This window comes from Ornithinibacillus jepli (assembly GCF_047228935.1).
Classification (GTDB): Bacteria; Bacillota; Bacilli; order Bacillales; family Amphibacillaceae; genus Ornithinibacillus.
Map to the genome: position 1 here is coordinate 1280761 of NZ_JBFEGG010000001.1, position 25448 is coordinate 1306208.

Here is a 25448-nt window from a genome sequence, read left to right on the forward strand (position 1 = left end):
GTTGTAAGAGGTAGAAATATGTAATTTTCCCATTAAAAATGCAAAAATCGTTCGACAAATTCTCGCATAAGTCGCACTGTGGATAACTATATTCACATTATCAACAGTATTATTACTAGGTTTACGTGAAAAATGGCGATTTTATACACAAGTTATCTACAACCTCATGTAGATAACTGGTATCTTGTCCTCTATTATTTTTCGTGTTACGTTATATTTAACTTTAATCTAGTAATTAAAAATTAAAGTATTGTTTAGGTCTAGGAGGGCTACGATTATGGAACATTTGTCAGATGAATTGTTAATCGAGTCATATTATAAAGCAAATGAATTAAAATTAAGCCCTGATTTCGTTTCACTTATTGAAGATGAAATATATCGTCGAGGTTTAAGTCACAAAATAAAATATAGTAGCTAACCATAATTTGAATTAAAACTATATAAATAGGAAGTAATTTTATAACTCTTGTCATTCTTGTGAATGATAAGGGTTTTTTATTTTTTTCTGCCTATAAAATATGGTAAGCTTTCTTTTATATGTAACGTTATATCGCTTTGAGACTTTGGTGTTTATATATTAAAATAAACAATAGTAAATGATAAGTTGGAAGCTAACTCAAAATAAGGATAAATATATAATGCTATTTTGGGATAAACAAACAATTTAATAGGAGGTCAATTCATACATGATATTTGCAGTATTAATACCACTTGTATTTGCTTTATTTGTACCATTAATAAGTAAATTTAAAAATAAAGTGCATACAGGTATATTTGTATTATTTATCCCCTTAGGAATCTTCCTTTACTTTATACGTTTTATAGGTAATGACTTTTCTCCTTTACGTCATACATATAACTGGATTCCTTCCCTTGATATTAATTTTGATTTCTATTTGGATGGACTAAGCTTATTATTTGTCCTACTAATTAGTGGAATCGGTACACTTGTTGTATTCTACTCCATCTACTACTTACATGTTTCTGAAAGTTTAGGGCACTTCTATGTTTACTTGCTTATGTTCATGTCAGCCATGCTAGGTGTAGTATTGTCTGATAACGTATTTGTACTTTATACATTTTGGGAACTTACATCTATCTCTTCTTTCTTATTAATTGGATATTGGCATCACCGTGAACGATCACGCTATGGTGCACAAAAGTCTATGCTTATAACCGTTTTCGGTGGATTAAGTATGCTCGGTGGTTTGGTTTTACTATCCGTTATCACCGGTACAACTAGTATTCGCGAAATGATTGAACAAATAGATTTCATTATGAACAGTAATTATTTGCCATTAATATTAGGATTAATACTTCTTGGAGCATTTACTAAGTCTGCACAATTTCCATTTCATATTTGGTTACCTGATGCAATGGAAGCACCAACTCCGGTTAGTGCATACTTACACTCCGCTACAATGGTTAAAGCAGGTATTTATCTTATCGCGAGATTTTTACCGATTTTTGTAGCATTTGAATGGTTCTTTATTACCGTTAGTATAGTGGGGATTATAACGTTAATATGGGGCTCTTATATGGCAGTGAGACAAACTGATTTAAAAGGAATACTAGCATTCTCTACTATTAGTCAATTAGGTATGATTATGGCTATGTTAGGATTTGGTACAGAGGCTGCAATATTTGCAGCGGTCTTCCATATTTTAAACCACGCGACATTTAAAGGAAGCCTCTTTATGATTGCGGGTATTGTCGATCATGAAACTGGTACAAGAGATATACGAAAACTTGGTGGCTTATTTACTATTATGCCGATATCAGGTACGTTAGCTATTTTTGGCACTTTCTCCATGGCGGGTGTGCCACTTCCATTCCTAAATGGTTTTTATAGTAAAGAATTATTCTTTGGTTCATCGGTAAAATTAGTTGAAGGTACAGATGGTTTTGCACAAGTACTATCAACAGCTATTCCATATTTAGCAGTGTTTGGTAGTATCTTCACATTTGTATACTCCATGTATCTATTTTTCGGTGTGTTTACTGGACCAAAGAAATTTGAATTGCTTAAGAAAAAGCCACATGAAGCACCAATTGGAATGCTTATCTCACCTATCATATTAGTCCTAGGTGTCATTATCATTGGGCTTTTCCCAAATATTCCTAATGGAACATTGTTAGCTCATGCTACGGGTGCTATAACAAACAGTACAATGGAACCTTATCATGTTCATTACTGGCATGGGTTTGATTTTAAGCCTTTTCAAATGTCTCTTATAGTAGTTGGACTTGGCATAATCCTATTCTTAACTCTCAAGAAATGGAGTAATATTTATGATGCTATACCTGGTAAGCTTAGTTTAAATAAAGTGTATGACAAACTAATTCAAAAGATAGATGACATTTCTGCTAGTATTACAAACTCTTATATGACGGGATCAATTAAGTTATATATGTCTATTATTTTACTAGCAATCATAGCAGTTACGTTTACTATTATGTTTACAACTGGTGGGCTAAGTAGTATAAGTTTTGATGATTTAGAGGAAGTGAAAGTGGTCGACATAGCAGTTGTAGTAATCATGGTACTTGCTGCCTTAGCTACTATTTTTGTTAATAATAAGCTAGCTCTTATATTGATCACAGGTATTGTAGGATTTGGAATTTCCATCCTATTTGTCATCTTCCGTGCTCCAGACTTAGCATTAACACAGTTAGTAGTGGAAACTGTTTCGATGGCTCTTTTCCTACTCGCTTATTATCACTTACCAGAGCTTAGGAAACGTGAGGAGACTATTCAAACAACTACAACTAATACGATCTTAGCTGTCGGAATGGGATTATTAATTACTTTAACTGGTATCGCTGCTCACAGTTCTAATTGGTTTGATAAGATCTCCGATTACTTTATTGAAACCTCTTATAAACTAGGAGGCGGTCATAATATCGTAAACGTCATTCTAGTAGATATGCGTGGACTGGATACCCTATTTGAAATAGTAGTACTTGGAATTGCTGCTTTAGCCATCTATGGCCTCATTAAAGTACGAGATAATAAGGAGGCTAAATAAATGGAATATATTATTCTTATCTTAGCTGGAATATTATTTGCAACTGCTGTTTATAACCTATTACAAAAACAGTTATTACGGATTATTATTGGTACAGTGCTGTTATCCCATGGAGCCCACTTAGTTATCCTGACGATGGGGAAACTTAAAAGAGGTCAACCTCCTATATTAGATGATTCGGTAACAAATTATACGGACCCATTACCACAAGCTTTAATCTTAACTTCCATCGTAATTAGCTTTGGTATTACAAGCCTATTACTCGTACTAGCTTATCGAACAGCACAAGAAAATAAAACAGACAATATGGAAGAAATGAGGGGTGAATCGAATGAGTAATTTAGCAGTATTACCTATCATCATCCCAGCAATATCAGGTATAATTGTTGCATTTACGAATTCTAAAGTTAAAACTACTCGCCTCTTAACTAAACTTTTTACCTTAATTAGTTTAGCGGTAGCGTTGTATATAACTTACTCAGTGTTTACGGATGGGGTGATAATTTTAGAAACAGGTGATTGGGTTGCACCTTATGGAATTATATTAGTTGCGGATAAATTATCAATTCTACTTATCTTAACAACTAATGTCATTGCGACTGCAGCTGCATTTTTCGCACCACATTCATTAACATTAAGGCAGGAAACTCATTACTTTTACACCTTTTTCTTTATGCTAATAGCAGGTGTTTCTGGTGCGTTCTTAACAGGTGATTTGTTTAACCTATTTGTATTCTTTGAAGTACTACTAATGGCTTCTTATGCATTGATTGTATTAGGAGGAGATAAAGTTCAATTAAGAGAATCGATAAAATATGTTCTCATTAACCTCTTCTCTTCCATGCTATTCGTAACAGCTGTTGCACTACTATATGGTGCAGTTGGAACAATTAATATGGCACAAATTGCTGAACGTGTAGCAACGGTGGAACAAAATGGCATTTTAACTACAATTGCCGTATTATTATTCTTTGTCTTTGGTACAAAAGCAGCGTTATTCCCACTTTATTACTGGTTACCAAGACCATATACCGTTCCAAATCCGGTCGTATCAGCCCTATTTGGTGCACTTTTAACTAAAGTCGGGATATATTCCATTCTCCGTGTTTTCTCGCTAATTTTTATTCATCGAATGGAAATAACGCATGAAGCATTTATATGGATTGCAGGTCTGTCCATGTTATTTGGGGTTATAGGAGCTCTTTCAACGAATAATATCAAATTAATTATTAGCTATAACATTATTCCTGCTATCGGTTTTATTATTATGGGTATTGGCATTTTTAATCAAGATGCGCTCAGTGGATCCATTTATTACTTACTACATGATATGGTTATTAAGTCCGCCCTCTTCTTACTCGTTGGAGTAATAGCCTATGTAGCAGGTACATCAGACTTAAAGAAAATGGGTGGATTAATCCATCATTATCCTCTTTTAGGTTGGTTACTTTTTATCTCAGCATTTATCTTGGCTGGAATTCCACCGTTTAGCGGATTTATTGGAAAACTATTATTACTAAGAGGAGCACTATCTGCTGATGAAATCGCGATTACATTAATTGCATTGATTTCAAGTCTTTTAATCCTCTATTCTGTAATGAAAATATTCATTCGAGGTTTCTGGGGAGAAAAAGACGAATCCAAAACGTATAAGAAAAAACCATCTTTAGGATTGATTTTACCTATTGTTGGTTTGCTAGCAGTTTCTGTTTTTCTGGGAATCGGAGCGGAGTTTATTTATCCTTCTATTGAAGGGGTAGCAGAGTATTTACTAGATCCCCAAATTTATATTGATTCTGTATTAAAGGAGTAATTACCATGGCATTTCAAATTATTATTAACTTAATTATTGCAATCATGTGGATGTTCCTGAGTGAATCATATACTTTATCCAGCTTTATTGCAGGTTACATTTGGGGTATTCTATTAGTACTTCTGCTGAATCGTTTTATACCAGGCAGGTTCTACGGAATAAGAGTGGTAAAAATCGTAAACCTTTTACTCTTATTTGTTAAAGAAGTAATTCTTTCCAATATAAGTATTCTTAAATTGGTCTATACACCAAAACCAGAAATCGAACCAGGTATATTCGCATTACCTTTAGAGGTTAAAACCAACTGGGAAATAACGATATTAGCACATCTTATATCACTAACACCAGGTACTTTATCTGTTGCCGTTTCGGATAATAACGACATACTGTACATTCATGCAATGGATATAGATGAAGTAGACAAATCGGTCAAAGAAATAAAAGATAGTTTTGAAAAAGCCATTCTGGAGGTGACTAGATAAATGGAAGAAGCCATTAAACTTTCAGAAAAAATATTAGATGGTACTATTGTCATCTGTTCCATTGCAATTGGAATATCACTTGTATTGCTTCTTTATAGAACCTTTAAAGGTCCTACTAACCCAGATCGCGCTGTTGGGCTAGATACTATTGGTATTAACCTAATGGCACTTACTGGACTTGTAGCCATTTACCTTTCTACACCATATTTAAACGACGTGGTCTTACTAGTTGGAATTTTAGGATTCCTAGGTACACTTGCTACAGCAAAATATGTAGAAAAGGGTGTTATTATTGACAGGGACTTGGATTGAATTAGTTGTAAATATTATTGTTAGTTTATTATTACTTTTCGGTGCCTTTATTACATTATCTGCTTCTATTGGTATCATGCGTTTTCCAGATATTTTTACAAGGCTACATGCTGCAACAAAGGCTTCTACGCTTGGTGTATCGAGTATCTTAATAGCTGCCTTTCTATACTTATTAGTTAGAGAGGATATCGTAAGTGGAAAACTTTTAATCGGAATAGTTTTCATTTTAATTACCGCACCGGTATCCGCTCATATGATTGGTCGTGCAGCTCATAATAGCGGGGTAAAGCCTGTTACGAAAAATCGTACAGATGCATATGAAGAAGCAATGAGAAAACAACAATCATAAATCAGACGTCTTAAGGGCAAGTCCCTATAAGACGTCTTTTTTTTAGCTTGTATTTGTTTTATAAGGACAGACACAAGACAACTTCACATGACATAGTGTGTTTATATAGGCTATAGCCCAGCCTAGTCAGGAGGTGTATGTGTTTGTCCGGAATATTGAGTGTCCTTGCATTGCTAATTAAGGAAGCTCTATTCTTTGTTTCCTATGTAAAAAACCATGCCTTTCCACAGCCCCTTTCTTCAGAGGAAGAAGCAAAATACATTGAGGAAATGCAAAATGGAAGTGAGGAAGCAAGAAATAAACTAATTGAACATAATTTGAGACTTGTTGCCCATATCGTAAAAAAATTTGAAAATACCGGTGAAGATATGGAAGACTTAATCTCTATAGGTACTATTGGCTTAATTAAGGGGATTGAGAGCTTTTCTGTTGGGAAAGGTACAAAACTTGCAACATATGCTGCTCGTTGTATCGAGAACGAAATTCTGATGCATTTAAGAGCCTTAAAAAAGGTTAAGAAAGATGTTTCATTACATGATCCTATTGGTCAGGATAAAGAAGGTAACGAGATCAGTCTTATTGACATTTTAGAAGCAGAAAATGAAAATGTCATAGAATACATCCAATTAAATATGGAAATTGAAAAAATGCAGGATTATTTTTCAATTCTAGATAAACGCGAAAGAGAAGTAATCATTTATCGATACGGATTGAATAATAAAAAAGAAATGACACAAAGAGAAATTGCGAAGAAACTGAACATATCTAGAAGCTATGTATCTCGAATCGAAAAAAGGGCTTTAATGAAGGTTTTTCATGAGTATTATCGAAATGAACGTAAAGGGTAAAAAATAAGAGGATGTACGTAGTTGAGTTACTACGATGCATCCTCTTTTAATATCAATCTTCCAGCATATGAAATATCATCGTAGAAGCGTTATGTGCAGCTTTTTTTAGGAATGCATCAAAAGATACGGAAGATTCTTTGCCAGCTATGTCAGAAAGCGCACGAATGATAACAAATGGCAAGTTGTATTGATGACATACTTGAGCAATTGCTGCAGCCTCCATTTCAGCTGCTATCATAGTCGGAAACTTTTCTCGTATTTCATTTACCCGTTTCGGATCTTCCATAAAGGAATCGCCTGTTGCTATTAAACCAACCTCACCTTTAACGTCCAGTTGGTCAATTGCTTTCATAGCACTATCTACTAATGATCTATCCCCTTCAAAAGTAGCAGGCATACCTGGAACTTGTCCATACTCATAATCAAAGGCTGTTACATCCACATCGTGATGAACCACTTCAGAGGAGACTACGATATCCCCTACTTCTAACTTATCCGAAAATCCTCCAGCAGAGCCGGTATTAATTATATGTTCTGGGGAAAATCGCTCTATCAGAATAGTCGTCGCCATAGCAGCATTTACTTTCCCAATACCAGATTTTAATAGTACTACTTCTTTGCCTTTTAATTTACCTTTTATAAATAAACAATTTGCAATGGTAGTTTCATCTTTTTCAGTCATTTCTTCTTTTAAAATTTCAATCTCTTCATCCATTGCGCCAACGATACCAATTGTCATGATGCATGTCCTCCTAAGTAATTAAATCAATTAATCTTTATCATTTTCTTTTAAAATCTCAACTAAGGTAGGTTGCCAACCTTGATTGTCTACCCAGCTAAGATAAACACGATAAATTTCTGTTTGGGCCTTATTGGTTACAGTTCCTATAGCCTTTTGATGTCCACCATTTCCGATAAACCACGTAATCATATCCTCTTCGGTAAGGCCAGTAGCTGAGCGAATTGCCTTCTCCATTTCTTTCCAATCTATAGATTCCGTATCGAATTGTGTTGTATGTGGACCAACTTGCTCTGTACCAACCGGTTGCCAATCACCAGTATATGCACTGACTACATTATCATCATCTGTTGCTACAGGTTCAGTTGTTTCCGTCTCTACATTTTCATTTGAATCTATTCCTGTATCACCTTGTTCTGTTTGATCACTAGTATTGTCTTCTGTTCCAGAGGAAGAATCTTCTGTTGAAGTAGAGCCCTGTTCCGAATCCGTGTCTTCTACTTCTGTACTCTTATTTTCATCCTCTTCTGGCTCATTATTAGGACTTGAAATTTCTTCCGTAACATTAGGCTCATCATCTGGACCAAATATCCATAGACCTAATAGAATAATTACTAGGAAGCTTGCAGCAACAATTAGTATAGACATTAATTTAGTATTTTTACGTCTTTTTTCAAATTTGTTTACACGAGAATATCTATCAAAATTACTCATTCTATCTTCCCCTCCCTATGTATACTTTATTATATTATCACAATTTATATGATAGGAATAATATTCTTTCCATTATTACCATATTGATTTTTATGTATTTTTGTTATAAATAATGTAGGTAGAAACGACCTGCAAATATAATAAAAGCGGAGTATGCACCCCGCTTTTTACTACTCTACTTTTAATATTTTTACTTGAATTTCTCCACCTGGTGTTACTACCGCAACTTCTTCTCCTATTTCATGCCCAAGTAGGCTTTTTGCCATCGGAGAGTCATTCGAAATCTTACCTTCAAATGGATCTGCCTCAGCGCTACCAACAATTGTATATGTTTCTTCTTCACCATCTGGTAGTTCTTTAAATGTAACTGATTTACCAAGGGAAACCATATTTGGATTTTCATTATCATTCTCAATAATTACAGCGTTACGAATCATTTTTTCTACCTGAGAGATTCGGGATTCTACAAAAGCTTGTTCATCCTTCGCCGCATCATACTCAGAGTTCTCAGATAAGTCGCCGAAATCACGAGCAACCTTAATTCTTTCAACAACTTCTTGTCTTCTTTCGGTTTTTAAATAAAGAAGTTCTTGCTCTAACTTTTCTTTCCCCTCTTGTGTCATATAATAACTTTTCTCAACAGCCATAAAAAAAACACTCCTTTGTCTATCTACTGCTTTAAATCTGATAAAACATTGACCTGTGACTTGGGTTTATCCAAATCAACTTAAAAGTATACTAACCATAACTATGGCAGATTTAATATAGTTTTTCAATACTTTTGTTTAAACTATTTTCTTTATTTTTTGACAAAATATCAGCGATTTTTGTCGCCATTAGATCAATTGCTACATGATTTTCTCCGCCCTCAGGAATGATAATATCTGCATAACGCTTTGTCGGTTCAACAAATTGTAAATGCATTGGGCGAACAGAGTTTAAGTATTGATCTATAACAGAGTCAAGTGATCTTCCTCGTTCTTTAATATCACGAAGCATCCTTCTAATAATTCGGAGGTCTGCGTCGGTATCAACAAACACTTTAATATCCATTAAATCAACTAGTCGAGGATCTTCTAAGATTAAAATACCTTCTAAAATAATGACATCTTTAGGTTCTACACGAATAACTTCCTTTGAACGGTTATGCACTTTGTAGTCATAAACAGGTTTATCAATGGGTTTTTGATTCAACAATTCATGAATATGTTTAACTAATAAATCATTATCAAAAGCAAGTGGATGGTCATAATTAGTTTTTAAACGTTCCTCAAAAGGCAGATCACTCTGGTCTTTATAATAATAGTCTTGTTCAATGACTAGAATTGTTTTATCTGAAAATCGCTGGCAGATTGATTTTGTTACAGATGTTTTTCCACTTCCACTACCACCTGCAACTCCAATCACTACTGGTCTGTCTTGCATCTTGCTACCCCTTTTCTATTTTTTATAACTAATAGCAACCCCATCACCAATAGGTAATATTGTTGTAATAAAGCTAGGATGATTTACCAGCCATTCATTATATGCTCGTATTTTTTCCACCATTTTCTTATAACGTGGATGTTCAAAATTAGGATCAGACACATAGCCTCTAAACAATACATTATCGGATATGATAAATCCATTCATTTCTAATAATGGTAATGCTAGTTCAAAAAAGCTTTTGTATTTGCCTTTAGCAGCGTCAATAAAAATACAATCGTAACTTCTTTTATTTTCTGCAAGCTTACTTAATTCCTCTAAAGCATCTCCATGAATAATCTCTATTGATGATTCTTTTTTTTGCTTTCTTATGTTGTTAACCGCTTGGTTGTACCTTACATCATCTTTTTCAATCGTTGTAATCAATGCATCAGGATTAGCTTCATTCATACGTAATGCTGAATAACCAATTGCTGCACCAATCTCTAGGATTTTCTTTGGTTTATTTAGACGTATTAATTGCATAAGAAAATTAATCCCAACAGGATCCATGATAGGGATACGATCGATTTTTGCTTGTTCTTCAAGCTCTTTTACCCATTCTTCCGTTTGTGGAAGAAGGTTGTTTAAATAGTTTAGTAATTGTTCATCCATATAAAACCCTCATTTATACTTATCCTATTAGGATACCAAATTGTGGCAAAATTATGCTTTAATAATTGATTTACTACTAAAAATCTAGGACATCATGCAAAAAATCGGGAAATGTGAATACATTCTTCACACTTCCACGATTTTTTAATTAATATGTTGCGCCTTATAAGCATTATGCTCTTCTAAAGTCTCAGAATAATAGATATTTCCTTCTCCATCATGTAAGAAATAGTAGAACTCTGTTTCTTCAGGATTAATCGCAGCTGACAAAGCATTTTCCGAGAAGTTTGAAATTGGACCAATAGGTAAACCATCGATTTGGTAAGTATTGAAAGGTGATTCTACTTCTAAATCAGTTATTAATACTTTTTCCTTATGACCACCAAGTGCATACAAAACAGTTGGGTCTGTTTGTAGACGCATGCCGACATCTAGACGATTGTAAAAGATTCCGGCAATTTTTTTGCGCTGGTCTTCTGTTACTGCTTCCTTCTCTACAAGTGATGCCATCGTAACAGCCTCATGTATGGTTAACCCTCTTTCGGAAATACCATCCATATATTGACCAAGTACTGCTTGTGACTTGTCCAACATATTCTCTATAATAATTTCTACAGGAGGATCTTCTTGGTAAAAATCATATGTTGCTGCAAAGAGATAACCCTCAAGCGCATACCGTAATTCAGGATTTAAAATATCTTCAGTAAGAATTGGATATTTTTCCATTAACTGACTAATATAATTTGAATCTGTCACCTTTTCAATAAATTCGTCCTCAGTAATTGGAAGCTTTTCTGCATATAACTTTGCAATTTCCTCCATATTAAGTCCTTCTGGGATGGTAACACGGTATACAGGTTCCTTGATTATTCTACCACTTTTCAAGGATTCTATAATTTCATCGAAGGTCATTGATTTTGTGAAAGTATAGTTTCCTGCTTGAAAATCAGATTCATTCTTAAACTTAATGTAGAATCTAAATATCATAGAATTTTTTATAATCTCATTCTCCTCAAGTAAGGTAGCAATACTTGAAGTTGATGAACCTAAAGGAATTTCTATCTCAACCCCTTGCTCGTTTCCTGGTTCAACTGGTTCTAGAGCTGATTTAATGTACAAGTAGCCAGAAATACCGACGACTGCAAGGATGATAATGAGTGTAATGATAACAATAGCTACGATTTTACGAACTGTTCTTGCCTCTTCACTTCTAGCAATTAAATTATCTCTAAAATTACCTTCATCTTTTCCTTTTGACATTCATCATCCCCCTCTCATCCGGTATATTATACTAAAAAAAGACAATAAGTGCTAGGATTTATCAAAACGCATAAAGAAAAGTAGGTGTCTCCTACTAGACACCTACTTTGGAATGAGCTTAATAACATTAGTTAGTCGTTCAATTCCTCTTCTTCTGCTAGTGTATTTAACATTTCTTCTACAATTTCCCATTCTTCATCTGACTCAATTGCAAATAAGGAAATATCCTCGTCATCTTTTTCCTCATAACGAAATGCATAAACTTCTACTTCTTCAGCATCTTTTTGTTCTGCTGGCACTACTGCAATGTAAGAATTACCTGTATCATCTACATCAAATGTAAATAATACCTCAAATAAATGTTCTTCTCCATTTTCATCAGGAATGATGATGCGTTCTTTTTCTTCAATAGCCATAATTAATTCTCCTTTTTACTTTTGATCAAGATAACCTTGTAATATCATCATAGCAGCCATTTTATCGATTACCTTTTTACGTTTTTTTCGGCTAACATCAGCTTCAAGTAAAACACGTTCAGCTGCCATAGTCGTTAGACGTTCATCCCATAAAACGGTAGGCAGATTATATACCTTTTCAATATGATCTGCAAAACGCTTTGACGCTTCTCCACGTTCTCCAATTGAACCGTTCATGTTTTTAGGTAAGCCAATGACTACTTTTGTTATATTATGCTCTTCGATAATCGTTTTTAATTGATTATCTGCAGAATGAATATCGGTTTCATCCCATTTAATCGTTGTAAGTCCTTGAGCTGTCCATCCCAATTCATCACTAATTGCGACTCCAATTGTCTTAGAGCCAACATCTAAACCCATTATCTTCATCTAATTACCTTTATACTGCTGTTCTAAATAATATTTGACAAGTTCTTCTATTACTTCGTCACGTTCAATTTTACGAATTAGATTTCTTGCATCTTTATATCTTGGTATATATGCAGGATCCCCAGACAATAAATAACCGACTATTTGATTAATAGGGTTGTATCCTTTTTCTTGAAGCGCCTCATGGACAGTCATTAAAATTTCTTTAATATCTCGATCAAATGGCTCTTCCGAAAAATTGAATTTCATTGTTTTATCAATTGAACTCATCACGACACCTCATTCCACTTTTTAACTCTATTTTAATTCTAACATGTTTAAAAGATTTAATATAATATTTATTATTGATTTTGGTGTACGTTGACAGTAATCATTATTCCTTTAAATTTGCCTCGACATACGTTTTCATATATTGTAAGGCTTCAACTATTTTACTTGCGTCTTTTCCACCAGCTTGTGCCATATCAGGGCGACCACCGCCACCACCACCACAAAGCTGAGCTGCACCTTTCACTAAATTACCAGCATGTAGCCCTCTATCAATTAAATCTTTTGAAACTCCTGATGCAAGTTGTACTTTATGGTCACTTTCTGTTGCTAATAAGATTATGGCAGAACCGAGTTTTTGTTTCAACTCATCGACCATTGTTCTTAGTTGATTCATGTCTTTTACGTTAACTTTTTGTGCTAATACATTCACTCCTGAAACTACTTCAACTTTATCTAAAATTGAAGAAGCCTCTAAATTAGAAAGTTTTGCATTTAATGATTCATTCTCTTTTTGTAATGCTTTTATTTCTTGGAAAAGTCCCTCTACACGTTCTGGTACTTTCACATCTTTCGTTTTGACTAATAGAGCCGTGTTTTGTAATAGACTTACTTTCTCAGATAAGAACTGATATGCAAATTTACTTGTTACAGCCTCAATACGTCGTGTGCCTGCTCCAATTCCACCTTCTGATACAATTTTGAACAATCCAATTTCAGAAGTATTTCGTACATGACAACCACCACACAATTCAAGACTATAGTCACCGATTTTGACAACACGTACAATCTCACCATACTTTTCCCCAAATAGCGCCATAGCACCCATTTCCTTAGCCTCTGCTAAACTCTTAAAACTGATCTCCAGCTGAATTGAATCCCATATTTTTTCGTTTACGATTTTTTCAATCTGGGTTAATTCTTCTTCCGTAACAGCATTAAAATGCGAGAAGTCAAATCGAAGTCGCTCTTGGGCAACTAAAGACCCTGCTTGATTCACATGAGTACCTAAAACATCTTTAAGTGCTTGGTGTAGTAAGTGTGTAGCTGTGTGGTTCTTAATAATTAGATTGCGGGAATCAGCATCTACAAGTGCCTTAACAGAATCACCGACATGTAGCTCCCCATCTTCAACCACTACACGATGAATGTTTTGACCTTTAGGCGACTTTTGAACATGTTCTACTGAAGCAGTTCCATTAGCTCCTGAAATCGTGCCATGGTCAGCGATTTGTCCTCCGCTTTCAGCATAGAACGGAGTTTCTTTTAGAAAGATTAACACTTCCTCGCCCTTCTTTGCAATATCAACCAGTTCTCCATCTTTAATTAATGCTACGATTTTTGTATCGGATTCTAAACTTTCATATCCGATAAATTCACTTTCAACATCTATTTTCCCAAGTACTTCATCTTGGACGTGCATCGAATCAACTTTTTGACGAGCATTTCTTGCACGTTCTCGTTGCTTCTCCATTTCTCTCTCATATCCATCTTCGTCTACGGTAAATCCTAATTGTTCTACATATTCAGCAGTTAACTCTTTTGGGAATCCGTAAGTATCATAGAGACGGAATACTTCTTCACCAGGGAATACCTTCGAACCTTTTGACTTTTCTTTTTCTATGATAGTTGTTAAAATATCAAGTCCTTCATTTAATGTTTCATGGAAACGTTCCTCTTCCACTTTAATAATGTTTTGAATAAAATCATGTTGTTTTAAAACTGTTGGATAGAAGTCTTTCATTATCTCACCAACCGTTGCAACTAATTCATACATAAATGGCTTTTCAATTCCAATTTCTTTAGCAAAACGAACTGCACGACGAATTAATCTTCTTAATACATAACCTCTTCCATCGTTTGAAGGTAATGCCCCATCACTAATTGCAAAACTGACTGTTCGAATATGGTCGGCAATAACTTTATAAGCAGTATCGCTTGCTTTTTCCACACCATATTTTACATTAGCTAGTTGCTCTGTCTTTTTAATTATTGGCATGAATAAGTCTGTTTCAAAGTTAGTAGGGACGTTTTGAATAACGGAAACAATACGCTCTAATCCCATACCCGTATCAATGTTTTTCTTTGGTAATGGTGTATACGTGTCATCTGGATTATGGTTGAATTGAGAAAATACTAAGTTCCAAACTTCTAAATATCTGTCATTTTCGCCACCAGGATATAATTCCGGGTCATTCGGATCATTACCATAACTTTCGCCACGATCATAGAAAATCTCAGTGTTTGGACCACTTGGCCCTTCACCTATATCCCAGAAGTTTTCTTCTAAGCGAATTATTCTTTCTTTTGGTAATTTAATATCGTTTAACCACATGTCATAAGCTTCATCATCTTCTGGATGAACGGTAACTGATAATTTTTCAGGATCAAGACCTAACCATTTTTCACTTGTAAGAAATTCCCATGCGAATTCAATTGCTTCTTTTTTAAAATAATCTCCAATTGAAAAGTTTCCTAACATTTCAAAGAATGTATGGTGTCTTGCCGTGTAACCTACGTTTTCGATGTCATTTGTACGGATAGATTTTTGGGCGTTTACGATTCGAGGATTATCTGGAATAACGCGTCCGTCAAAGTATTTTTTTAAAGTAGCTACTCCACTATTAATCCATAATAATGTTGGATCGTCTTGAGGGACTAGTGAAGCACTTGGTTCGATTTTATGTCCTTTTTCTTGGAAGAAGTCAAGGAACATTTGTCTAATTTGAGCTGAAGTTAATTTTTTCATATATATCCTCCTTATTATTAACTAAAATATTATTGATTTCTAACCATACACGCGGGAGTTTCCGTATATTCGGATAGCTCAGTGCAAACTTTATAAATTCCCTTCTAAATCAGTAAGGATAAAAAATTTACACAAATAAAAAAATCTCCTCTCTGCATTATTGCAGGGACGAGATTGTTCGCGGTACCACCCTAATTATGGACGAATGTCCATCACTTGAACATGATAACGGTATGAAACCGACGGGGATTAGCCGTACTCAGGCTTAGCTTCCATGGTTCTAATTTAAGATTTCTTTCAGCCTAAGGAAATCTCTCTCTAAAAATTGAGTGCCATGTACTCAGAACCTTCATTGCGATAATAACTATGATAGCGATATTATAGTTAACTTTTAATAAAAAGTCAATTTTCTCTTACCATAATCCATATATGTTTAATAATGACCCTAAAAATAGTTAAGGATGGAACAGCTAGTACCATTCCTAATACCCCGCCTACCTTTCCACCAAGTAATAAAACAAAGATTATTCCAACAGGATGAATCCGTGTACTTCTACCAACGATATAGGGTGACAATAAATTACTTTCTATTAATTGAATAACGAAAACGCTAATTACAACGAATAGAACCATTTTTCCTGATACAGTTAGTGCAATTATGATTGCAGGAATCGCCCCAATGATAGGTCCAAAATACGGTATGAAATTCATAATCCCCATAAATATTGCCAGTAATAAAGTATATTTTAATCCTAAGAAGTGAAATACAATATAAGTGGTAATAGCTACAAATAGACTTACAAGTAGTTGACCTCGAAGATAGCCACCTAGCCCTTCATCAATAGCATGCACAAGGTTACTAGATGTATCCTTATATTTATTTGGAATAAACCGTTTTACATACCCTTTAATTTTCCCATAATCCTTTAAAAAGTAGAAAACTAATACTGGTATTACCGTTAACACAACAATAAAGTCGATTATTTTAGTAACTCCACCAACTAGTTTACCTATCAAAGAATCCAACGATGCTTCAATAGAGCGTATCATATCTTCTATTTTATCATGTACTGTTTCTGGTAAGAAAGAAGTGGATTCATATACTTGATAAATAATGTCTTGATACATGTCCACTAGATGTGGTAAATAATCATCCAAATCTTTTAATTGTGCAACTATTGCCGGATACACTCGATATACTAAATAACCAACCCCACCGAAAAAAAGAATGTATATGAATAAAATAGCTATACCTCTAGGAATATTATATTCATGGATTTTTTGTACGATAGGGTATAGCAAATAGGCAATTAGACAGGCAATCAAAAATGGTGCAGATAGATGCCATAAAAAAGCAAAAAAAGCCTTATAGTAAGGAAAAAGCTTTACTAGTAAATATATGAAAAGGAATACAAATATCCCTGTAACAATCCAATAGAGAAAATTAGTTGGCTTCTTTTCGGAAAACATAAGGTACAACTCCTTTAGTTTTAGAATTTTCGTTCCAAACTAAAGGATTACCATTCTAGTTTTCTTTCTTCTTCAGTAAATAAATCATTAAGTGAGCTTAAACTACCATCAGCTTCTACTTGATGCACAGTTAGTTCATTACCTGAAACAGACATTTCTACAAAACAATTCCAGCAATAAAATTGTTGAGAACCTATTTTTCCAATGTCTTTACTGCTACAATTCGGGCATCGCATTAACATAAGTACTAATCTCTCCTGAAAAATATGATAAGTATTATGTTATGCTTTCCCTATTTTCCCAAAATATACCTAATCACATAAAATCATAAGGAGACATGTCGTATTCATCTTCTTGTGAATTATCATTATGATTTTCTAGATTGTGGAACCTTTCGCTTAACTGCTCCTGTAAAGAAGTATACCTTTTATTTGTGTCTATCGTTTGAATTCCCCTGAAAAAGGCTTCTTTTTCACCACAAATTATGAGAGATTTTTGTCCTCTCGTAATAGCTGTATAAAGTAGATTTTTACGTAACATACGATTATACGATGAAACAACCGGCAATATCACAATAGGAAATTCACTTCCTTGCGATTTATGAATGGAAATACAATAAGCTAGCATTAAATTAATATAGTCCTTTCGTTCATAAACGACTTCTCGGTCATCAAATGAAACGACTAATTGTTCTACATTCTCTGTATTTTCATTTTCCCGGAAAATTGCTACAACCTCACCAATATCTCCATTAAACACTTGATCTTCAGGTTGATTAACTAATTGAATAACCTTATCTCCAGTTCGGAAAATTGTATCATTGGCTTTTACTTCTCTTTTCCCTTTACTTTTTGGGTTGATTAATTCTTGTAAGGCATTATTAATCATCGTTATTCCTGCTTGGGATTTATACATTGGAGCCAAAACTTGAATGTCACGAACATCTAGTCCTTTATTCATCGCCTTTTCGAATACTTTGGTGATGACATCCACTACATGCTTCTCACGACAATTAATAAAGCTAAAATCTTTATCATTTGTAAGTATGTCCATAGAGCAACTGTTATTTTTAATACCATGAGCTAGTTGAATTATTTTTGAGCCTTCTTTTTGTCGATAGACCTCATGAAGACTTACTTTCGGAATATGGTTATTCTCAAGTAAATCCGTTAAAACTTGCCCAGGACCAACCGAAGGAAGCTGATCTTCATCTCCAACGATAAGAACTTGCATATCAGAAGGAATGGCTTTAAAAAGGTTATTAGCAAGCCATATATCTACCATAGAAAACTCATCCACGATTAGAAACTTTCCTTCTAAAGGTTCATGCTCGTCCTTTTCAAAGCCCTCACTACCATTCCAGCCAAGTAATCGGTGAATAGTTAAAGCAGGGAGCCCTGTTGATTCTTTTATTCGTTTCGCCGCCCTACCAGTAGGGGCTGTTAATACAAAAGGAAAGTCTTTTTTATTTTCATAATCACGCGGATCAATGGAAAGATTATGGATTTCTGCATAAGCCTTTATAATTCCTTTAATAACAGTGGTTTTCCCTGTTCCAGGGCCGCCTGTTAGAATCATTAATTTCGACTTTAATGCTTGCTCAATTGCTGAGAATTGTTCCTTACCATAACTTAAGACTTCTTCTTCTTCAATTTTCCCAATAATCTTCATTAAATCGGCAAGTGTTGTTTCTTCTTCAATTTGAGAACCGATTAATCTTTTTATACTTGAGGCAAACCCATCCTCAGCATAGTAAAGTGATGGTAAATACACTCTACTTTCAATTAAGATTACTTTCTTCTCTGTATTTAACTCTTCAATAATGTGTTGAATAACTTCAGTTGATAACTCATGATCTGGGCTTCCTAATAAAGCACTAATTTCATCTACACAATATTCGAGTGGTAAGAATACATGTCCATTTTGTACACTTCTTTGTAAAATATATATACATCCAGCCCCAACACGATTAGGACTAGATAAAGATATTCCATTCTTTTTGGCAATTTCATCTGCGGTATGAAATCCAAACCCTTCAATGTCGAAAACAAAGCGATACGGATCTTCTTCTAATAAGCCAACTGTTTCGTCTTTGTACTTTTCATACACTTTTTGCGCCATTTTTAAACCTATATTATATTTAGATAAATAAACAACAACTTGTTCAAAACCTTGGTTTTCTTGCAATGTTTTAACAATCGTAGCTGCTGCTTCCTTTTTTAGGCCTGGAACGGATTCAAGGACAGTTGGGTCATTTAATATTTTGGATACAGTTGACTCACCTAAATGGTCAACTACTTTTTTGGCCGTTCTCTTCCCTATACCATAAAACATATCACTAGATAGATAGGATATTAATCCATCTTTAGTATCAGGAATGAAAGTTTGATATGATACCACATTGTATTGCTGACCATATTTAGGATGCTTTTCAAGCTGCCCAGTAAACTTATAGACAGTTTCCTCTTGCAACTGAGAGAAATAGCCTTTAATAACGATTTCTTTCTCCGCGTAGTTTAAATTAGTATCTAGTATTTTTACTTTCGCAATGGAAAAATGCTCTATGTCATTTTGAAAAATCGTGTAGAGAAGTTCTCCCTTAATAAACGTTTCTATTTCCATGTTTTGATCATGTTCCATACTAAATACCCCACATTCAGACTGCCCTCTTAATTCATTGCTTCTTCTGCTACTCGCTTACCGTTCGCTGCTAATACATGCTCTGGATTAAATTCCAATGCTTTATTAAAGTACTCTATTGCCCTATCTACATTTTCTTCAAATAAGGAAATGACTCCAAGATTATAGTAGGCGTCACTATGTTCGTTATTTTTCTCTAGTAACAGTTCAAATTCTTTTTTTGCATCAGATAACAATTCACTCTGTGCTAAAGCAAGTCCATATTGAAATAGAACTTCTTCATCATCTGGAGTTAGTTCCTTTGCTCTTAACAGATAAGGAAGTGCCAGTTTAAATTGCTGTTGATTCTGATGAGTCATTCCAAGCATAAAGTATACATCTGCTTCTTCTAGGCCATTTTTAATTGCTTCAAGGAAATTCTTCCCGGCATTAGGGAAGTCTTCTTTTTCGTAATAAACATTACCAATACCGTAATAAGCGGTCGCAGTTGTTTCATTAATTGAAATTGCTTTTTGGAAAAACTTTATGGCAGTCTCATGTTCTCCTATATGCAGCAACAAATTTCCAAAATTCACAAAACCAACAGGGTCATTCGGATTCTCTTCAATGTATTCATTAAAGAGATTTGCTGCTTGCTCGTATTGATTATCTTTCATTAATTCTACTGCTTTTGCAATCTTATTCATTTCCCCGTTCTCCCTATCCAACATAATCTAAAATGTTGTTTTGCTTCTTAATCTTATCAATCGTTCCGCCACCAAGACATACTTCACCATCATAAAACACAACAGCTTGACCTGGTGTAATAGCACGTTGACTTTCATCAAAAATCACTTTAACTGTACCATCACCTTGTACATATACTGTCACACCACTGTCCTCTTGACGGTATCTGAATTTTGCCGTACAGGTAAACGTTTCTCGGATTGAATCAGGATTTATCCAATTTATATCTGTTGCAACAAGTTCATCTGAATATAAATACTCATTACTAAATCCTTGTTCAACATATAAAATATTCTCTTTTAAATTTTTCCCAACAACAAACCAAGGATCTCCTGAACCACCAATACCGAGACCTTGACGTTGACCAATCGTATAATACATTAAGCCATCATGCTTACCTTTAACTTCTCCACCTAATGTCTGCATTTCACCAGGTTGTGCTGGTAAATATTCACTTAGGAATTCTTTGAAATTACGTTCTCCGATAAAGCATATTCCAGTACTGTCTTTTTTCGTTGCAGTAGCTAATCCATGTTCTTTTGCTATTTCACGAACTTTCGATTTTGGTAAATGTCCTAATGGAAACATTACTTTTTCTAAAATATCACTAGATAATTGGTTTAGAAAGTAGGTTTGATCTTTATTCGAATCGACCCCGCGAAGCATTTCGTATTTTCCATTATTTTCACGCACTTGAGCATAATGCCCTGTTGCTAAATAATCCGCCCCTAAATCTAGAGCATAATCTAAAAAAGCTTTAAATTTAATTTCTTTATTACACATAACGTCAGGATTTGGAGTACGTCCTGCTTTGTACTCTTCTAAGAAATAGGTAAATACTTTATCCCAATATTGTTTTTCAAAATTGACCGAATAATAGGGAATGTCTAATTGATTACATACTCGAACAACATCCTCAAAATCTTCTGTTGCTGTACATACTCCAAAATCATCAGTATCATCCCAATTTTTCATAAAAATACCAACTACATCATAGCCTTGTTCTTTTAAAAGCAAGGCAGCTACCGACGAATCGACTCCACCACTCATTCCGACAACAACACGTATATCTTTATTTTCCTTCATTATAACCACCTTACTTTACTAATCGCTTTATAATTTTTGCAATACGATATGCAGCTTCCTCTACATTTTCCCTCGTATTGGCAGAACCAAAACTAAAGCGGATCGAATTTGTTGTACATGGATCATTCTCGCCATAAATCGCTGATAATACATGTGATGGCTCAACAGAACCTGCAGTACATGCACTACCACTAGAAGCGGCGACTCCCGATAAATCAAAATTGGCAAGTAACTTTTCTACGTTAGTACCTGGAAAGCTTATATTAACAGTAGAAGGAATCGTACAATTGATATCACCATTAATATCTAAATGAATTCCCTCATCTTTCAATATTTGTAAAAATAGTTGTTTATATCCTTCATATGTTTGGTTCCGAGTTTCTCGTTCTTCAATCATTAGTTCTACCGCTGTCTTAAACCCGACAACCCCCACTACATTTTCAGTTCCAGGACGTCGTTTACGTTCTTGTTCTCCACCGAACTGAAGGGCATTAATCTTTATGCCCTCCTTTGCATATAAAAATCCAATACCTTTAGGACCATTTATTTTATGTGCCGAAACCGATAATAGATCAACACCAAGCTCGTTTACATTTATTTCTAACGTGCCATAAGCTTGAACTGCATCCGTATGGAAATAGGCTTGGTGGTCCTTTAGTATGGCTCCGATTTCATGAATAGGCTGAATAATCCCTGTTTCATTATTAACATACATAATGGATACTAATATCGTATCGTCACGTAAAGCTTGTTTCAGGTCGCTCACAGATACTTTCCCATCTTTATTTACAGGTAAATATGTTACTTCAAATCCTTCTTTTTCTAGATATTCAGCTGTATGAAGGGTTGCATGATGCTCGATAACCGACGTAATAATATGGTTTCCCTTATGCTGATTTGCTTTTGCAGTACCAATTAAAGCAAGGTTATCCGCTTCTGTCCCACCACTAGTAAAGATAATTTCTTTTTCATTTGCTCGGATACTATCCGCTAAAACACGTCTACCTGTATCTAATAATTGTCTCGCCTTTCTTCCAAAAGAATGTACACTAGAAGGATTTCCGAACACTTCTTTATAAACTGGCAACATTTCTTCAACTACTCTTTTATCCATTGGCGTGGTAGCTGCGTGATCTAAATAAATGTGTTCCATTTCTATTATCGTCCTTTCTTACTCTTATAATCAGATATAAAACATATATCCTTCTAACGGATCATCTTTCTCATGATTCACAAGATCTTCTAAAGTGGTCGTATCCAATACCTCTTTAACTGCTTCCGTTACACGTTTCCATAACGCTTGTTTTGCTGGTTCCTCATCCTCGATGCCTTCAACTAAAACTATTGGACCTTCTAAGACGCGAATAATGTCACCAGCACTTATCTGTTTTGGATCTTCTGGTAAAATATATCCCCCATATGCGCCACGCACACTCTTGATTAACCCAGCATTTCTAAGTGGTGCTGCTAATTGTTCTAGGTAATGTTCAGACAAATTATTTTCTTTGGCAATTGTTTTTAATGGAATTGGGCCATCTCCAAAATTTCTGGCAAGCTCCAGCATTATCGTTAACCCATAGCGTCCTTTTGTTGAAATTTTCATATATATTACTCCTCTAGTCACAACTCTAATTTCGATTTTTTCTATATTAACTATACCATTATCACCGCTAAGTTTAAAATACATGGTATTATAGCACGAAGTTAGTCTTCTTGCATTTTTTTCGAATCAAGCTTAGGCTAAGATTACCAAACTATTATTATATTTAAAGGACGATGAAATATGAAACACCAACCACTTGCTTATCGCCTAAGACCTAATCATATAAATGAAATCATTGGACAAGAACATTTAGTCGGTGATGGGAAAATATTAAACCGTATGGTAAAAGCAGAGCAACTTGCTTCTATGATTTTATATGGACCTCCAGGTACTGGTAAAACATCTATGGCCACCGCTATTGCTAAAACACTTAATTTACAGGTTAGAAAATTAAATGCCGTAGTAGATAAGAAAAAAGATATGGAGATAGTTGTAGAAGAAGCTAAGATGTCTGGCTCTATGGTATTGATTTTAGATGAAGTACATCGTTTAGATAAAGGGAAACAAGATTTTCTTCTACCCCATCTAGAAAGTAATTTAATTACCTTAATTGGTTGTACAACTAGTAATCCATATCATGCTATTAATCCAGCCATCCGGAGTCGTTGCCACATATTTGAATTACACGCTTTGACACCAGATGATGTAAAGAAGGCCATATTACGGGCAATAACGGATAAAGAAAATGGATTTGGGAAGGAAAAAATTAATTTAACAGATGAAGCGTTAGAACATTTCTCCCATAGTTCTGGTGGTGATATGCGTTCTGCACTAAATGGATTAGAGTTAGCTGTAGCATCAACACCGAAAAATGAGGATGATGAAATTTATATTAACTTAGAAATTGCTGAAGAATGTATGCAAAGGAAAAGCTTTTCCCATGATAAGGATGGGGATGCCCACTATGATGTATTATCCGCCTTCCAAAAATCAATACGAGGTAGTGATGTCAATGCAGCCCTTCATTATCTAGGGAGATTAATTCAAGCAGGTGACTTAGATTCGATTGCTAGAAGAATGATTGTTATAGCATATGAGGATATTGGTTTGGCTAATCCACAAGCTGGGCCACGTGCGGTAGCAGCTGTTGAAGCTGCTGAAAGATTAGGTTTTCCTGAAGCAAGAATACCTTTAGCCGTCGCAATTGTTGAATTATGTTTATCTCCGAAATCGAATACCGCATACACTGCACTGGATGCAGCATTAGCAGACATCCGAAGCGGTAAAAGTGGTGATATCCCTAAACATTTAAAAGACGCTCATTATCAAGGTGCTTCTAGTTTAGGTAGAGGTGTAGACTATAAATATCCTCATGATTACCCCGGTGGATGGGTTAATCAGCAATATTTACCAGATCCTATTAAAAATAAAGAATACTACAAACCTAAGGACACAGGAAAATTTGAACAAGCAATGAAGCAAGTTTATGAACAGATATTGAAAGAGAAGAAGAATCATAAATAAAAAGTGTAGAAAACTAGACATCTATAGATGCCTAGTTTTTTCTATTTTAAGACGAAATACAGTGGAAAATTTTATTTAGACTACGTATAAAATAATAAACTCCCGTCTAAACTATGGAAAAAGGAATTACTGACCTTAAAGTCAATTCTAAAAACTGTCTATCTAATGAACTGACTCTTTGATTTACAAAATTTACTAGTTAGAAAATCTATTGTTTTGAATTAGGTAGTAATTGAAAAAGGAGATGAAATATATGACTAAAGTAAGACAGGATGCATGGTCACATGAAGACGACCTACTACTAGCAGAAACGGTACTTAGGCATATCCGTGAAGGAAGTACCCAGCTAAATGCTTTTGAAGAGGTTGGAGATAAGCTGAATCGTACTTCTGCAGCATGTGGGTTTAGGTGGAATGCCGAAATTCGAAAAAAATATATAAATGCTATTGATTTAGCTAAAAGACAACGTAAAGAAAAGAAACGCGCTATGGAAAAAACTAGAAAAGTAAATAGATCACCAGTTATTACGTTTCAACAAAACTATGAAACCGTTCATACAGAGGAAAATAATAGTTCAGAAACTACATCCTCTACTATTACGTTAGAAACAGTAATACAATTTTTAAACCAACTAAAAAAAGATTATTATGCTTCCAATCAATCAAAAGTATCGCTCGATCAAGCGCAAAAAGAAAATGCAATGCTTAGAGAGCAGATAACTAAATTAGAAAAGGAGCTATCTGATACAAAACGTGAGCTTGTCACAATTCAAGAAGATTATAAAGTTTTCGTCCAAATTATGGATAGAGCTAGAAAAATGACCGTATTAGAGGATCAAGGTTCCTTTAAGGCTCCTGCTTTCCGTATGGATAAAAACGGCAACTTGGAGCAAATCGCTCAAGGATCTAACTAGATATTTTGAATGTTTAATAGCTTAGAATAATATATGATTAAGCTGGGACAATAGAATGTT

27 protein-coding genes and 1 other annotated feature are annotated in these 25448 nt (G+C 34.6%); of the genes, 10 read left to right on the top strand and 17 right to left on the bottom strand.

The window, feature by feature from the left end; all coding sequences use genetic code 11:
• The first annotated feature begins 277 nt into the window (after window positions 1–277).
• From AB1K81_RS06710 to sigK, 8 genes are all read left to right on the top strand, one after another.
• The gene (locus AB1K81_RS06710) at window positions 278–418 is read left to right on the top strand and encodes a sporulation histidine kinase inhibitor Sda (protein ID WP_412975846.1); all 141 of its coding nucleotides are present in this window, start codon (window positions 278–280) and stop codon (window positions 416–418) included.
• 268 nt (window positions 419–686) lie between these two features.
• Window positions 687–3029, top strand: a complete 2343-nt coding sequence (locus AB1K81_RS06715; RefSeq protein ID WP_412975847.1) for a Na+/H+ antiporter subunit A — start codon at window positions 687–689, stop codon at window positions 3027–3029.
• The gene (locus AB1K81_RS06720) at window positions 3030–3368 is read left to right on the top strand and encodes a Na(+)/H(+) antiporter subunit C (RefSeq protein ID WP_412975848.1); all 339 of its coding nucleotides are present in this window, start codon (window positions 3030–3032) and stop codon (window positions 3366–3368) included.
• Window positions 3361–4842 (top strand): Na+/H+ antiporter subunit D, encoded by a 1482-nt coding sequence (locus AB1K81_RS06725; RefSeq protein ID WP_412975849.1) that lies wholly within the window; start codon window positions 3361–3363, stop codon window positions 4840–4842. The genes AB1K81_RS06720 and AB1K81_RS06725 overlap by 8 nt, the downstream gene beginning before the upstream one ends.
• A 5-nt stretch (window positions 4843–4847) precedes the next feature.
• Window positions 4848–5324 (top strand): Na+/H+ antiporter subunit E, encoded by a 477-nt coding sequence (locus tag AB1K81_RS06730; protein ID WP_412975850.1) that lies wholly within the window; start codon window positions 4848–4850, stop codon window positions 5322–5324.
• Window positions 5325–5636 carry a Na(+)/H(+) antiporter subunit F1 gene (locus tag AB1K81_RS06735; protein WP_412975851.1) on the top strand — a complete coding sequence of 104 codons (312 nt, stop codon included), beginning with the start codon at window positions 5325–5327 and terminating at the stop codon, window positions 5634–5636.
• The gene (mnhG, locus tag AB1K81_RS06740; protein WP_412975852.1) at window positions 5617–5985 is read left to right on the top strand and encodes a monovalent cation/H(+) antiporter subunit G; all 369 of its coding nucleotides are present in this window, start codon (window positions 5617–5619) and stop codon (window positions 5983–5985) included. Before AB1K81_RS06735 ends, mnhG begins: the two co-directional genes overlap by 20 nt.
• Window positions 5986–6128: 143 nt before the next feature.
• Window positions 6129–6833 carry an RNA polymerase sporulation sigma factor SigK gene (gene sigK, locus AB1K81_RS06745; RefSeq protein WP_412975853.1) on the top strand — a complete coding sequence of 235 codons (705 nt, stop codon included), beginning with the start codon at window positions 6129–6131 and terminating at the stop codon, window positions 6831–6833.
• A gap of 52 nt (window positions 6834–6885) precedes the next feature.
• On the opposite strand, the gene mtnN is transcribed toward sigK, so the two are convergent.
• From mtnN to cymR, 17 genes are all read right to left on the bottom strand, one after another.
• The gene (mtnN, locus tag AB1K81_RS06750) at window positions 6886–7572 is read right to left on the bottom strand and encodes a 5'-methylthioadenosine/S-adenosylhomocysteine nucleosidase (protein ID WP_412975854.1); all 687 of its coding nucleotides are present in this window, start codon (window positions 7570–7572) and stop codon (window positions 6886–6888) included.
• 30 nt (window positions 7573–7602) lie between these two features.
• Complete coding sequence (locus AB1K81_RS06755) at window positions 7603–8286, bottom strand: YrrS family protein (protein WP_412975855.1); 684 nt, start codon at window positions 8284–8286, stop codon at window positions 7603–7605.
• A 170-nt stretch (window positions 8287–8456) separates the two neighbouring features.
• Entirely contained in the window at window positions 8457–8933 is a 477-nt protein-coding gene (gene greA, locus AB1K81_RS06760; protein ID WP_412975856.1) for a transcription elongation factor GreA, read from the bottom strand.
• A 112-nt stretch (window positions 8934–9045) separates the two neighbouring features.
• Entirely contained in the window at window positions 9046–9711 is a 666-nt protein-coding gene (gene udk, locus AB1K81_RS06765) for a uridine kinase (RefSeq protein ID WP_412975857.1), read from the bottom strand.
• 15 nt (window positions 9712–9726) lie between these two features.
• Window positions 9727–10365: an O-methyltransferase gene (locus AB1K81_RS06770; RefSeq protein WP_412975858.1), complete on the bottom strand. Its 639-nt coding sequence runs from the start codon at window positions 10363–10365 to the stop codon at window positions 9727–9729.
• A gap of 144 nt (window positions 10366–10509) precedes the next feature.
• Window positions 10510–11625, bottom strand: a complete 1116-nt coding sequence (gene mltG / locus AB1K81_RS06775; protein WP_412975859.1) for an endolytic transglycosylase MltG — start codon at window positions 11623–11625, stop codon at window positions 10510–10512.
• A gap of 131 nt (window positions 11626–11756) precedes the next feature.
• A complete protein-coding gene (locus AB1K81_RS06780; protein WP_412975860.1) occupies window positions 11757–12041 on the bottom strand; it encodes a DUF1292 domain-containing protein in 285 nt (94 codons plus the stop codon).
• Window positions 12042–12056: 15 nt separating this feature from the next.
• Window positions 12057–12470 (bottom strand): Holliday junction resolvase RuvX, encoded by a 414-nt coding sequence (gene ruvX / locus AB1K81_RS06785; protein WP_412975861.1) that lies wholly within the window; start codon window positions 12468–12470, stop codon window positions 12057–12059.
• Complete coding sequence (locus tag AB1K81_RS06790) at window positions 12471–12740, bottom strand: IreB family regulatory phosphoprotein (protein ID WP_412975862.1); 270 nt, start codon at window positions 12738–12740, stop codon at window positions 12471–12473.
• Window positions 12741–12843: 103 nt separating this feature from the next.
• Complete coding sequence (alaS, locus tag AB1K81_RS06795; RefSeq protein WP_412975863.1) at window positions 12844–15486, bottom strand: alanine--tRNA ligase; 2643 nt, start codon at window positions 15484–15486, stop codon at window positions 12844–12846.
• A gap of 161 nt (window positions 15487–15647) precedes the next feature.
• Window positions 15648–15848 (bottom strand) — a binding site (T-box leader).
• A gap of 40 nt (window positions 15849–15888) precedes the next feature.
• Window positions 15889–16956, bottom strand: a complete 1068-nt coding sequence (locus AB1K81_RS06800) for an AI-2E family transporter (RefSeq protein ID WP_412975864.1) — start codon at window positions 16954–16956, stop codon at window positions 15889–15891.
• Window positions 16957–17003: 47 nt separating this feature from the next.
• Window positions 17004–17198 carry a hypothetical protein gene (locus AB1K81_RS06805; RefSeq protein WP_047986374.1) on the bottom strand — a complete coding sequence of 65 codons (195 nt, stop codon included), beginning with the start codon at window positions 17196–17198 and terminating at the stop codon, window positions 17004–17006.
• A 73-nt stretch (window positions 17199–17271) separates the two neighbouring features.
• On the bottom strand, window positions 17272–19596 hold the full coding sequence (gene recD2 / locus AB1K81_RS06810; RefSeq protein WP_412975865.1) for an SF1B family DNA helicase RecD2: 2325 nt from the start codon (window positions 19594–19596) through the stop codon (window positions 17272–17274).
• Between the two features lie 29 nt (window positions 19597–19625).
• Window positions 19626–20282, bottom strand: coding sequence for a tetratricopeptide repeat protein (locus AB1K81_RS06815; protein ID WP_412975866.1), 657 nt, complete (start codon window positions 20280–20282; stop codon window positions 19626–19628).
• Window positions 20283–20295: 13 nt separating this feature from the next.
• Window positions 20296–21408 carry a tRNA 2-thiouridine(34) synthase MnmA gene (mnmA, locus tag AB1K81_RS06820; RefSeq protein ID WP_412975867.1) on the bottom strand — a complete coding sequence of 371 codons (1113 nt, stop codon included), beginning with the start codon at window positions 21406–21408 and terminating at the stop codon, window positions 20296–20298.
• Between the two features lie 10 nt (window positions 21409–21418).
• Window positions 21419–22561, bottom strand: a complete 1143-nt coding sequence (locus tag AB1K81_RS06825) for a cysteine desulfurase family protein (protein WP_412975868.1) — start codon at window positions 22559–22561, stop codon at window positions 21419–21421.
• Between the two features lie 30 nt (window positions 22562–22591).
• A complete protein-coding gene (cymR, locus tag AB1K81_RS06830; RefSeq protein ID WP_412975869.1) occupies window positions 22592–23011 on the bottom strand; it encodes a cysteine metabolism transcriptional regulator CymR in 420 nt (139 codons plus the stop codon).
• 180 nt (window positions 23012–23191) lie between these two features.
• Between cymR and AB1K81_RS06835 the strand changes: the two genes are divergently transcribed.
• Both AB1K81_RS06835 and AB1K81_RS06840 read left to right on the top strand, forming a co-directional pair.
• Window positions 23192–24475, top strand: coding sequence for a replication-associated recombination protein A (locus tag AB1K81_RS06835; protein ID WP_412975870.1), 1284 nt, complete (start codon window positions 23192–23194; stop codon window positions 24473–24475).
• Between the two features lie 253 nt (window positions 24476–24728).
• Window positions 24729–25388: an RsfA family transcriptional regulator gene (locus AB1K81_RS06840; RefSeq protein WP_412975871.1), complete on the top strand. Its 660-nt coding sequence runs from the start codon at window positions 24729–24731 to the stop codon at window positions 25386–25388.
• The last annotated feature ends 60 nt before the right edge of the window (window positions 25389–25448 follow it).

Bases quoted from the DNA above. Each gene is read 5' to 3' on its own strand.
- AB1K81_RS06755 (WP_412975855.1), bottom strand. From the start codon at position 8,286: ATGAGTAATTTTGATAGATATTCTCGTGTAAACAAATTTGAAAAAAGA.
- AB1K81_RS06805 (WP_047986374.1), bottom strand. From the start codon at position 17,198: ATGTTAATGCGATGCCCGAATTGTAGCAGTAAAGACATTGGAAAAATA.
- AB1K81_RS06825 (WP_412975868.1), bottom strand. From the start codon at position 22,561: ATGGAACACATTTATTTAGATCACGCAGCTACCACGCCAATGGATAAA.
- mltG (WP_412975859.1), bottom strand. From the start codon at position 11,625: ATGTCAAAAGGAAAAGATGAAGGTAATTTTAGAGATAATTTAATTGCT.
- cymR (WP_412975869.1), bottom strand. From the start codon at position 23,011: ATGAAAATTTCAACAAAAGGACGCTATGGGTTAACGATAATGCTGGAG.
- ruvX (WP_412975861.1), bottom strand. From the start codon at position 12,470: ATGAAGATAATGGGTTTAGATGTTGGCTCTAAGACAATTGGAGTCGCA.
- greA (WP_412975856.1), bottom strand. From the start codon at position 8,933: ATGGCTGTTGAGAAAAGTTATTATATGACACAAGAGGGGAAAGAAAAG.
- udk (WP_412975857.1), bottom strand. From the start codon at position 9,711: ATGCAAGACAGACCAGTAGTGATTGGAGTTGCAGGTGGTAGTGGAAGT.
- AB1K81_RS06770 (WP_412975858.1), bottom strand. From the start codon at position 10,365: ATGGATGAACAATTACTAAACTATTTAAACAACCTTCTTCCACAAACG.
- AB1K81_RS06720 (WP_412975848.1), top strand. From the start codon at position 3,030: ATGGAATATATTATTCTTATCTTAGCTGGAATATTATTTGCAACTGCT.
- AB1K81_RS06735 (WP_412975851.1), top strand. From the start codon at position 5,325: ATGGAAGAAGCCATTAAACTTTCAGAAAAAATATTAGATGGTACTATT.
- AB1K81_RS06730 (WP_412975850.1), top strand. From the start codon at position 4,848: ATGGCATTTCAAATTATTATTAACTTAATTATTGCAATCATGTGGATG.
- mtnN (WP_412975854.1), bottom strand. From the start codon at position 7,572: ATGACAATTGGTATCGTTGGCGCAATGGATGAAGAGATTGAAATTTTA.
- alaS (WP_412975863.1), bottom strand. From the start codon at position 15,486: ATGAAAAAATTAACTTCAGCTCAAATTAGACAAATGTTCCTTGACTTC.
- recD2 (WP_412975865.1), bottom strand. From the start codon at position 19,596: ATGGAACATGATCAAAACATGGAAATAGAAACGTTTATTAAGGGAGAA.
- AB1K81_RS06815 (WP_412975866.1), bottom strand. From the start codon at position 20,282: ATGAATAAGATTGCAAAAGCAGTAGAATTAATGAAAGATAATCAATAC.
- AB1K81_RS06780 (WP_412975860.1), bottom strand. From the start codon at position 12,041: ATGGCTATTGAAGAAAAAGAACGCATCATCATTCCTGATGAAAATGGA.
- AB1K81_RS06790 (WP_412975862.1), bottom strand. From the start codon at position 12,740: ATGAGTTCAATTGATAAAACAATGAAATTCAATTTTTCGGAAGAGCCA.
- mnmA (WP_412975867.1), bottom strand. From the start codon at position 21,408: ATGAAGGAAAATAAAGATATACGTGTTGTTGTCGGAATGAGTGGTGGA.
- AB1K81_RS06840 (WP_412975871.1), top strand. From the start codon at position 24,729: ATGACTAAAGTAAGACAGGATGCATGGTCACATGAAGACGACCTACTA.
- AB1K81_RS06800 (WP_412975864.1), bottom strand. From the start codon at position 16,956: ATGTTTTCCGAAAAGAAGCCAACTAATTTTCTCTATTGGATTGTTACA.
- AB1K81_RS06710 (WP_412975846.1), top strand. From the start codon at position 278: ATGGAACATTTGTCAGATGAATTGTTAATCGAGTCATATTATAAAGCA.
- AB1K81_RS06835 (WP_412975870.1), top strand. From the start codon at position 23,192: ATGAAACACCAACCACTTGCTTATCGCCTAAGACCTAATCATATAAAT.
- AB1K81_RS06725 (WP_412975849.1), top strand. From the start codon at position 3,361: ATGAGTAATTTAGCAGTATTACCTATCATCATCCCAGCAATATCAGGT.
- AB1K81_RS06715 (WP_412975847.1), top strand. From the start codon at position 687: ATGATATTTGCAGTATTAATACCACTTGTATTTGCTTTATTTGTACCA.